Below are 8,665 nucleotides of genomic sequence, written 5' to 3'. Positions count from 1 at the left end.
CACAAAGTAAAATTCGCTACAGCAGCTGGAACATCGAAAGAAGTAACAGCACATGTATATGATGAAATTGACCCAGTTAATAAAGAAGCAGTTAATGCACATGACTTTAATATTAAGTTAAGTGATGTTAATGCAACAAATGTACTTGCAGGAGCAGAAGCAAAAGGATTTAATCTAAATAATAATCCAGCAACAGATGAACCTGTAACAGTAGTATCAGTATTGCCAACAACAATTGGCGATCACAAAGTTAAATTCGAAACAGCAGCTGGAACATCAAAAGAAGTAACAGCACACGTATTCGATGATATCGATCCAGTAACAAAAGAAGCAATCAATGCACATGACTTCAACATTAAGTTAAGTGATGTAAATGATGCTAACTTGATTGCTGGCGCAGAAGCAGCAGCATTCGATGTAACAACAAATACTCCATCACCAGTTGGAATTGCCACAGTAACACATGCAATTACAGGTGTTGGCGATCACAAAGTTAAATTCGAAACAGCAGCTGGAACATCAAAAGAAGTAACAGCACACGTATTCGATGATATTGATCCAGTAACAAAAGAAGCAATCAATGCACATGACTTCAACATTAAGTTAAGTGATGTAAATGATGCTAACTTGATCGCTGGCGCAGAAGCTGCAGCATTCGATGTAACAACAAATACTCCATCACCAGTTGGAATTGCAACAGTAACACACGCAATTACAGGTGTTGGTGATTACACAGTAAAATTCGAAACAGCTCAAGGTACTTCAATTGAAGTAACAGCACANGTATTCAATGATATTGATCCAGTAACAAAAGAAGCAATCAATGCACATGACTTCAACATTAAGTTAAGTGATGTAAATGATGCTAACTTGATTGCTGGTGCAGAAGCNGCAGCATTCGATGTAACAACAAATACTCCATCACCAGTTGGAATTGCAACAGTAACACACGCAATTACAGGTGTTGGTGATTACACAGTAAAATTCGAAACAGCTCAAGGTACTTCAATTGAAGTAACAGCACACGTATACGATGAAATTGATCCTGCAAATAATGAAGCAATCAATGCGAAAGACTTTGTAATTCAATTAGCATACGTAAACGAAGCAAACGTAAAACAATTATCAGGTCTAAAAGCATTTGACCTAAATGTTGACCCTGCAGTTCAATTAAACAATGATGATATTAAAGTATCAGCATTACCAACAACTACAGGAGCACATAACATTACATTCACAACAGCTAAAGGCTCATCAATCACTGTTAAAGCACATGTATTTGATATTGTGGATAATGTAAACAAAATCGCAATTAATGCTAACGATTTCTCAATGCTTATTGATGATGTAAGCGAAGCTCAATTCATTACAAATTCAGGCGTTGAAGCATTTGATGTATCTGATGTAAATAACATTACAGCAATTTCAGATATCAAAGTGATTTCACAATTACCTACTACAATTGGTAAACATGAGGTTAAATTTGAAGCAACTAATGCAGCTGGTAAAACAGCAAACATCAAAGTAGAAGCATCACTCTTCGATCATGGAACAATTACTCCAGGTCAAGGATCAATCTATGCTAACAACTTTGATATGAAGATGAAAAACATGAACAACGCAAGTGTTATCGCAGCATCAGGTGTATCTGCATTTGACGCAAATGGTAATGCAGTTGATGTTAAAGACATCAAACTTGTAAGTGCACTTCCTACAACAGCCGGATTCCATAACTTCATCTTTGAAGCAAATGGTGTTCAAGTAACAGTTCTAGGACACGTAACAGCACGTTACCAAGTTGTTGGACATGACTTAAACATGACAATGGCTGAATTCAAGGCATTCAAAGCTAACGGTACGATTGAAAAAGAAATTATCAAACGTGCAGAAGGTAAAGTAATTAACTTGGATACAGGCGAAGTTGCAGAACTTGCAAGTGTTGATTACCATACAGCAGATATTACAAAACTTGCTCCTGGTAAATACGATGTAGTCTTGAACTACACAATCGATGGTGACTTTATTGATGAAGAAACACCTTCAACATTTGGCTTGAATAAAACAATCAGCAAACATGTTAACTTAAACATTACTGATGATAGTAATTCAGGAAATGGTTCAGGAAATGGTTCAGGAAATGGTTCAGGAAATGGTAATGGAACAGGTAACGCAACAGGTAATGGTTCAGGAAATGGATCCAATACAGGTTCAAACAACGGCTCACTTCCTTCAACAGGTATGGCAGTTGATGCAACACCAATCTTAATCGGTGGTGGCATTATCGTTCTCGGCCTCTTCTTATTCTTACTTAATAAAAAAGATAAAGAAGAAGAGCAAAAATAGTATTGAAAACGATAGAAAGTGTTCTCAGATTTTGAGAACACTTTTTTTTATCACGAAATCAGTAAAGTTTATTACAAGTGATACACCAATTTTTTCGTAATGATACAATTTGAAAGCGATAAAATTTCAAAAAGTATAAAGGAGATTGTATGAAAAATTTTAAATTAAATACTTATAAAATAAAAATAATGGTATTGACGTTTTTTTTGATGTTCTCGGTTATTATTATTAACCCAATTGTAACAAATGCTTTAGATCAAGAAATAGAAGTCAATAACGAGGCAGATTTAATCACTGAAATCAGTAATGCTTCCACGAGTTCTGGAGACCGTAAGACAATTATTATTGATGGTTCGATTGTGCTTAATAATCCAGTTTATTTACTACCTGGAACTGATATCACGTTGGTGGCGAAATCCGATGGCAGTAGTTTGTTAGCGGGAATGCAATCACATGAATCAATGATAATTGTGCCTACTAGTGCTACATTAACAATTGGCCGAGATTCGACCGATGTTCCACTTATAATAGATGCTAATGGCATTGTAGGAGGGTCTTTAATACATAATCTTGGCGACTTGGTTCTAAATTCCGGATTGATTACAGGAGCAACGGGTCTTGTGATGGGTATTCCAGGTGGAGGTATCTATAACTCAGGAACATTTGTCATGAATGGTGGAGCAATTTCAGGGAATAATGCCTACGGCAAAAGCTGGGGAAATGGCGGTGGTGCTGTATTTACTGAAGGAACGTTTGTTATGAATGGTGGTATTATGGAAAATAATACTGCATGGGGTAATGATGCAGGCGTCCAAAAGGGTGGACTTGGTGGTGCTATCTTTATTAAGGCAGGCGATGCAACCATAAATGGTGGAATTATCCGAAATAATAAGGCTGCAAGTGGCGGTGGAATTTATGTTTATGGATCCACGACAACGCCCAATGATCATGCTGTCTTGGGGGTTCACAATGCCATTATTACTGCTAATGAAGCTGAGGAGTCAGGAGGAGGTGTTTGGTTGTGCCAAACAGGTCTTACCTTGTCTCACTCCACATTAGGAACAACAGTTATTGGAAATTATGTTAAGGATAATCAATCAAACAGTAGAGTAGGTGGTGACGATTACTTTTCCGAAGTGAAATATAATGCAGGATATGTTATCACGCTGCCCGAACGAACACTAACTGGAACAAAACTCGATTGGTTTACGGATAAGCCGAGTGAACGATATAACTACAATGGTGTTCGAGAACAGGTCGAAAATGGATCAATCGTGACGGATACAGAATTGTATCTCCATACTGAATCACGTTTGAATACAATTACTGAAGTAAAAGATCATGCAACTGTGATTATCGAAGATAACTACGCTATTAATGGTGGTGGTATTTCCGCAAATGGAGTTGTCACTTTTGGGATACCAGATGAAGACGTTGATTTTGAAGTGACAAAAAAATGGGAAGATGCTAAAACACAACATGAAGCTGTTGACGTTCAATTATACCAATATGTTGATTTGAACAACAATGGTATCTTAGATGATAACGAACGTATTAATCCCGTTGAAATTGATGGAGTCGTTACATTAAATGATGCAAATCAATGGACGTATAAGTGGACATCACTACCTAAATACTTTGAAACGGCAACAGGTCGTTTTGGCTATCTCTACTCGGTTGAAGAGATTACAAATCTTTCTGGTTATAAATCAACTCAATCTGAAGCACAATTTGATGATACTACACGTACTTATAAAGTGACGATTACCAATTCAGAAGTAATTGAAGTAGAGGGTACAAAAACGTGGAATCATGGATCGAATCCATCTGAAAAGCAGCCCACTGATTTAACAATTATTTTGAGTGCAAATGGGAAAATTTTAGAAAATGTTGAGCCTGAATGGACAAAAAACGGCAACACCTGGACATATAGTTTTAAAAATTTACCTAAATATGAAAATGGTGTAGAAATTGTCTACACAGTGCAAGAAGAAGAAATTGCGGGATATAAAGGATATCAATCGGGATTTGACTTTACAAACACTTACGAGGAACCGAAAGCTGCATTAATCAACCTGAGCGGTACAAAAACGTGGAATCACGGGTCGAATCCTACAATGAATCAACCTACTGATTTAGAAGTGGTTTTAAGTGCAAACGGAACAATATTGTCAGGTGTAAAACCTGTTTGGACAAAAAATGGCAATACGTGGACATATAGTTTTAACGGATTACTTAAATATAAAGATGGTAAAGAAATTGTATATAGTGTAAAAGAAGAAGAAGTTCCTGGATATACCGGACATCAAAGTGGCTATGACTTTACGAATACTTTTAATGAACCACAATCTGAGTATATTGAAATTAGTGGAACAAAAACGTGGATTGACTTTGATAATGAAAAAAATACAAGACCGAATGAGATAACGATAATGCTCTTTGGAAATGGCAAAAAAATATCAGAAACGACAACTTCTGCTTCAGCAGATTGGAAATACTCATTTAAAAATATTCAAAAATATGATCAAAATCATAAGTTAATTAAATATACGGTTGAGGAGAAGCACGTGGAAGGTTATACGGCACATTATAAAGGGTATGATATTTCAAACAAATTAGTAACGGTACCTAATTTGCCGAACACAGGAATTAGCTCATCGCAACTTTTAAATTGTGGTATTGCACTTATTGGTCTAGGCACAGTATTCATGATAGGTTTCAAAAAACGCAATAAATCAATGAAAAATTAAATTTAGTAAAAGAATAAAATGAGCGCTTGATTAAAATAATGTGTAGTGTGTATTAAGGTTAAATTTTACAAAATATTGAATAGTATAGGTTTAATACAGGGACTTGGTGTTGATACCAAGTCCTTTTATTAACGAAATATAAAGAATATTAAATTGTTGTTTTATGGAAGGGGTCTAAATTGTATATTTTAAAATATACAACATTATGGACCTGCTGAGTTTGATAAACAAAAAAACATCTTGCATGTAATCATGTCCGCAAGACATGGATACATATGCAAGATGTTTTTAAGTAATTCAATTAATGCTTATTTCTTTTTTTGATTACGAGAACTGTAATTCCTGCAAGCACGAGCAGATCACCTAAAGGATGAATTGAAACACCTGTAGCAGGGAGTTCACTGCTGTGAGTTATTTCTTCTGTTTGCATATTAGGTTGTTTTTGTGGCGTCGTTCCCGTAGTTTCTGGGTCTTTATTTTCCGGATTTTTGATTTCCGGGTTATTTATTTCAGGTTCAGGTTTTTTATCAATCGGTTTTTCAGGAACCGAAGGTGTTTCATTTTTCTTATATATAAACTGAACGGTATAGCGTGGCGTAATCTTATCACCATGAAGCGTAATTGTATCGAGATCTACAACTTTATCGTTTATTTTTGATTCTTTCCAAGAATAATTAGGAATTTTTTTCGCTTCAAATGTTTGTTCTGTATCTTCTTCTAACATTTGATTTTCAGAAGGAAGCAATGTGTTGCCATCCTCATCAATGTATTGGATCATCACTTGACTGTCCAATGAGAGCTTTACACCAGCTTGAAGTGGGTGTGCAGGCACATTGTGGTTGGCTGCAAAGATTACATCATTAAATGCAAGGTTAGTATCAGTAAGATTGATGTCATGTGTATTCGGTAATTTTACTTCGAAGCGAATGATTGCGCTCTCGGAGTCTAACCAAGCACGGGTGTCCTTAACTTCAATTTTAAAACTTTTCATTTTAGAGAAATCTGTTACTTGGCTCTCTTCAATCCAAAGTGTATCATCATTACCCGTATCTTGAATATGTGGAACCCCTACAGGATAGTGCGTATTTGCATCCACAACACCTTTAATGTATGGTGTCTCATCTTCGGAATAGGACACGGTTGCAATTTTATCCCATTGTTTTGGAAGTTTGATAGGACCTTGCAGTGTTCCATTGAAGGTAGACGGTGTGATGTTTCCGTTATAGAGTCCCTCGGTATGTGTCGAAGGTAATGTATCGATAAGAATAAAGTTTTGAAGGAGTTTTGTTGTGTCGTGTTCAAGTTCAATCGCGAACTCAACCGTTGCATCCGGTTGGGTTGTAATCATGCGTTGTGATAAACCGTCTTGAACGACGTATTGTCGTGCTTTCAAGATGCTATTAATACTGAGGTAGTAACCAATACTTGTATGAATCATCATTTCATCAGTATTACCGTTACCATTAATATCATTAAGATCTTGTGTGCGTTCCATGTATTCGGTGTCAATATTCCCTGCACTTGAGGGAATTTCGATGTCATCGGCAATAGGAACATATAAATCAAAGTATATATCAGGCATTGTTTCTTTGGCGACATCTACTGGAATTAAAACAGATGCCGGGTCGTTCCGCTTAATTAAATCTTTGTTTATCGTTATATGGAGTTGTTCACGTCCATCATTAAGTCGTTCAAGCACAATGCTTGGATCATTACCTGTATAAGTAATCCCTTTAGGTAGGTTTACAATCGCTTCAAATGGCCCTTCAATAGTTTCTAACGATACATCATCGGTCATGAGTTGTACGTTTAACGTTTGAGCTCCGGGTTCAATGACGCGATAGTTTGGATCGCTATTGAGAAAATCAATACGAGCTCGCATTACTTTAGTATCACCTTTAGGTGCTTCAATAATTTGTGCTGTACGATTCGCTACGAGCGTGTAAGGATCAGGATAAAAGACATCACCGATTGCATCATAATTACCGTCATGTTTCAAAACGGTATGCGTCATATTATTATCCGTATTAACCCCTTTGATATCATATTGAATATTGTTTTCAACTTGACCCAAGTAGCCTTTTTCAGGTGCGGTCACGACGTTATAAATAGAGTAAAATCCAGCAGGTGCTTTGGTATAGTTAAGACGAAGATGTTTCAGTGTTTTGGACTGTTGTTCACTAAATACAAAGCAGTCAAGTTCTCCAAAATTTGCATCAAGCAACTCATACTGAATTCCGTCAGTACTACCGTATAATTCCATATTAACGTCATCGGTTAAAGGAAGGTAGGGAGAACCGTAGTAGGTTGCGTAATAAAACGCCTCGCTTCTGAATTCGGTTAAGGTTAAATGCTCATCGATTGTGTAATCCACCGTTAAAATCTCTAAAGGTGTGGTTAGATGATTTGCCCAACCTGTTCTTACAATAAATGGAAAAGAAAGGATTGAATTTTCATAGACCTTTGGATCTTCGTTAACACCGGTAAAATCGTTTCTACCATAACCATCAATGGGTGAGCCATGCTCTGGGATTACGATTGTACCGTTAGGTAACGGACCTGGATTTGAAGTATTATTTGGCGATATCATGACTTCTGTCGTTGCCGTATTACTTCGATATTGTTGCGATAAGAATTGTGCGCTTGCAACTACGGATGTTTCTTGAGTTGTGTAAACTTCCACATCATTTTTTATATGTGCAACAATACTTAAATCGATTGGTAGTAAATGATCCTCTGCTTGCTTTTGTTCCTCAAACGTTGGGGTGTCAATCAACCATGTAATGGTGTTTCCTTGAACCGATTCTTCCGTAGGTGTATTACCGTAAGGTTTTACATACTCAAAGCCTGCAGGTAATTCATAGGTAACACGTACTTGGGTGCCTTCTTGTAAAAATTGCAAACCAAAATTCGGTTTTGGGATATCAACTTTAAAGTTGAATACAACATCATCATTAGGACTTGGATTTTCTTTTTTGAGTTCATCATTTTTTAAGATACCAAGATACTGATTGGATGTCGAAAATTTTGGATAACTTTCAAGTTTTGTCGATGCCTCGCGGGTTTCATCAACGTGTTCACTTTTGAGTGCTGCAGTTACCGTGATGCGTTCATTGTTTTCAGTAATGCCATTTTCGGTTGCGAACGCGAGGGCAACATGGCCAGAAAATCCGGCTTGCATATTTTTAAAATTATAGGTCAAGGTGTTTGCACTTTGTGTTGGAACAACACCATCTAAAGCTAGTGCATCAAGATCACTTACAAGCGTTCCATGGTCTGACCATGTGATGACAAGTTGCGAGAGATTGCTTTCAACCATGGTGTCGTTATTAATTAAATTGAGTTTAAATTTCGCAGTTTGCCCAGAAGCGATGGTTTCTTGATAAGCTTCTAAGCCAACCGTTAACGGTATCGCTGCAATGCTATCCGAACTTTGTGTTTGATCTTTTTCAGAGGATTCTTGTGCATAGGCTTGTACTAAACCAGAACTAAAAATTAAACCTAAACAGAGTAAGGATTTCGTTATTTTATTGTGATACATAGTATTACCTCCTGAGTTTACATTATCAAAC

Annotated in this window: 3 protein-coding genes; 2 read left to right on the top strand and 1 reads right to left on the bottom strand. The window is 36.7% G+C overall.

What is annotated here, in order from left to right:
* Positions 1–1,332: 1,332 nt before the first annotated feature.
* Together B096_RS10260 and B096_RS0105705 are read left to right on the top strand one after the other, a co-directional pair.
* The gene (locus B096_RS10260) at positions 1,333–2,343 is read left to right on the top strand and encodes an LPXTG cell wall anchor domain-containing protein (RefSeq protein WP_425268396.1); all 1,011 of its coding nucleotides are present in this window, start codon (positions 1,333–1,335) and stop codon (positions 2,341–2,343) included.
* 149 nt (positions 2,344–2,492) lie between these two features.
* The gene (locus B096_RS0105705) at positions 2,493–5,093 is read left to right on the top strand and encodes a Cna B-type domain-containing protein (RefSeq protein ID WP_018579797.1); all 2,601 of its coding nucleotides are present in this window, start codon (positions 2,493–2,495) and stop codon (positions 5,091–5,093) included.
* A gap of 301 nt (positions 5,094–5,394) precedes the next feature.
* On the opposite strand, the gene B096_RS0105700 is transcribed toward B096_RS0105705, so the two are convergent.
* Positions 5,395–8,634 carry a MucBP domain-containing protein gene (locus tag B096_RS0105700; protein WP_018579796.1) on the bottom strand — a complete coding sequence of 1,080 codons (3,240 nt, stop codon included), beginning with the start codon at positions 8,632–8,634 and terminating at the stop codon, positions 5,395–5,397.
* Positions 8,635–8,665 lie beyond the last annotated feature (31 nt).

The organism is Erysipelothrix tonsillarum DSM 14972, from assembly GCF_000373785.1.
In the GTDB taxonomy this organism is placed as follows: domain Bacteria; phylum Bacillota_I; class Bacilli_A; order Erysipelotrichales; family Erysipelotrichaceae; genus Erysipelothrix; species Erysipelothrix tonsillarum.
This window is presented reverse-complemented; position numbering and strand designations above follow the sequence as displayed.

What these genes read in the sequence shown, in the direction of transcription:
- B096_RS10260 (WP_425268396.1), top strand. Translation starts at nt 1,333, where the DNA reads ATGCTTATTGATGATGTAAGCGAAGCTCAATTCATTACAAATTCAGGC.
- B096_RS0105705 (WP_018579797.1), top strand. Translation starts at nt 2,493, where the DNA reads ATGAAAAATTTTAAATTAAATACTTATAAAATAAAAATAATGGTATTG.
- B096_RS0105700 (WP_018579796.1), bottom strand. Translation starts at nt 8,634, where the DNA reads ATGTATCACAATAAAATAACGAAATCCTTACTCTGTTTAGGTTTAATT.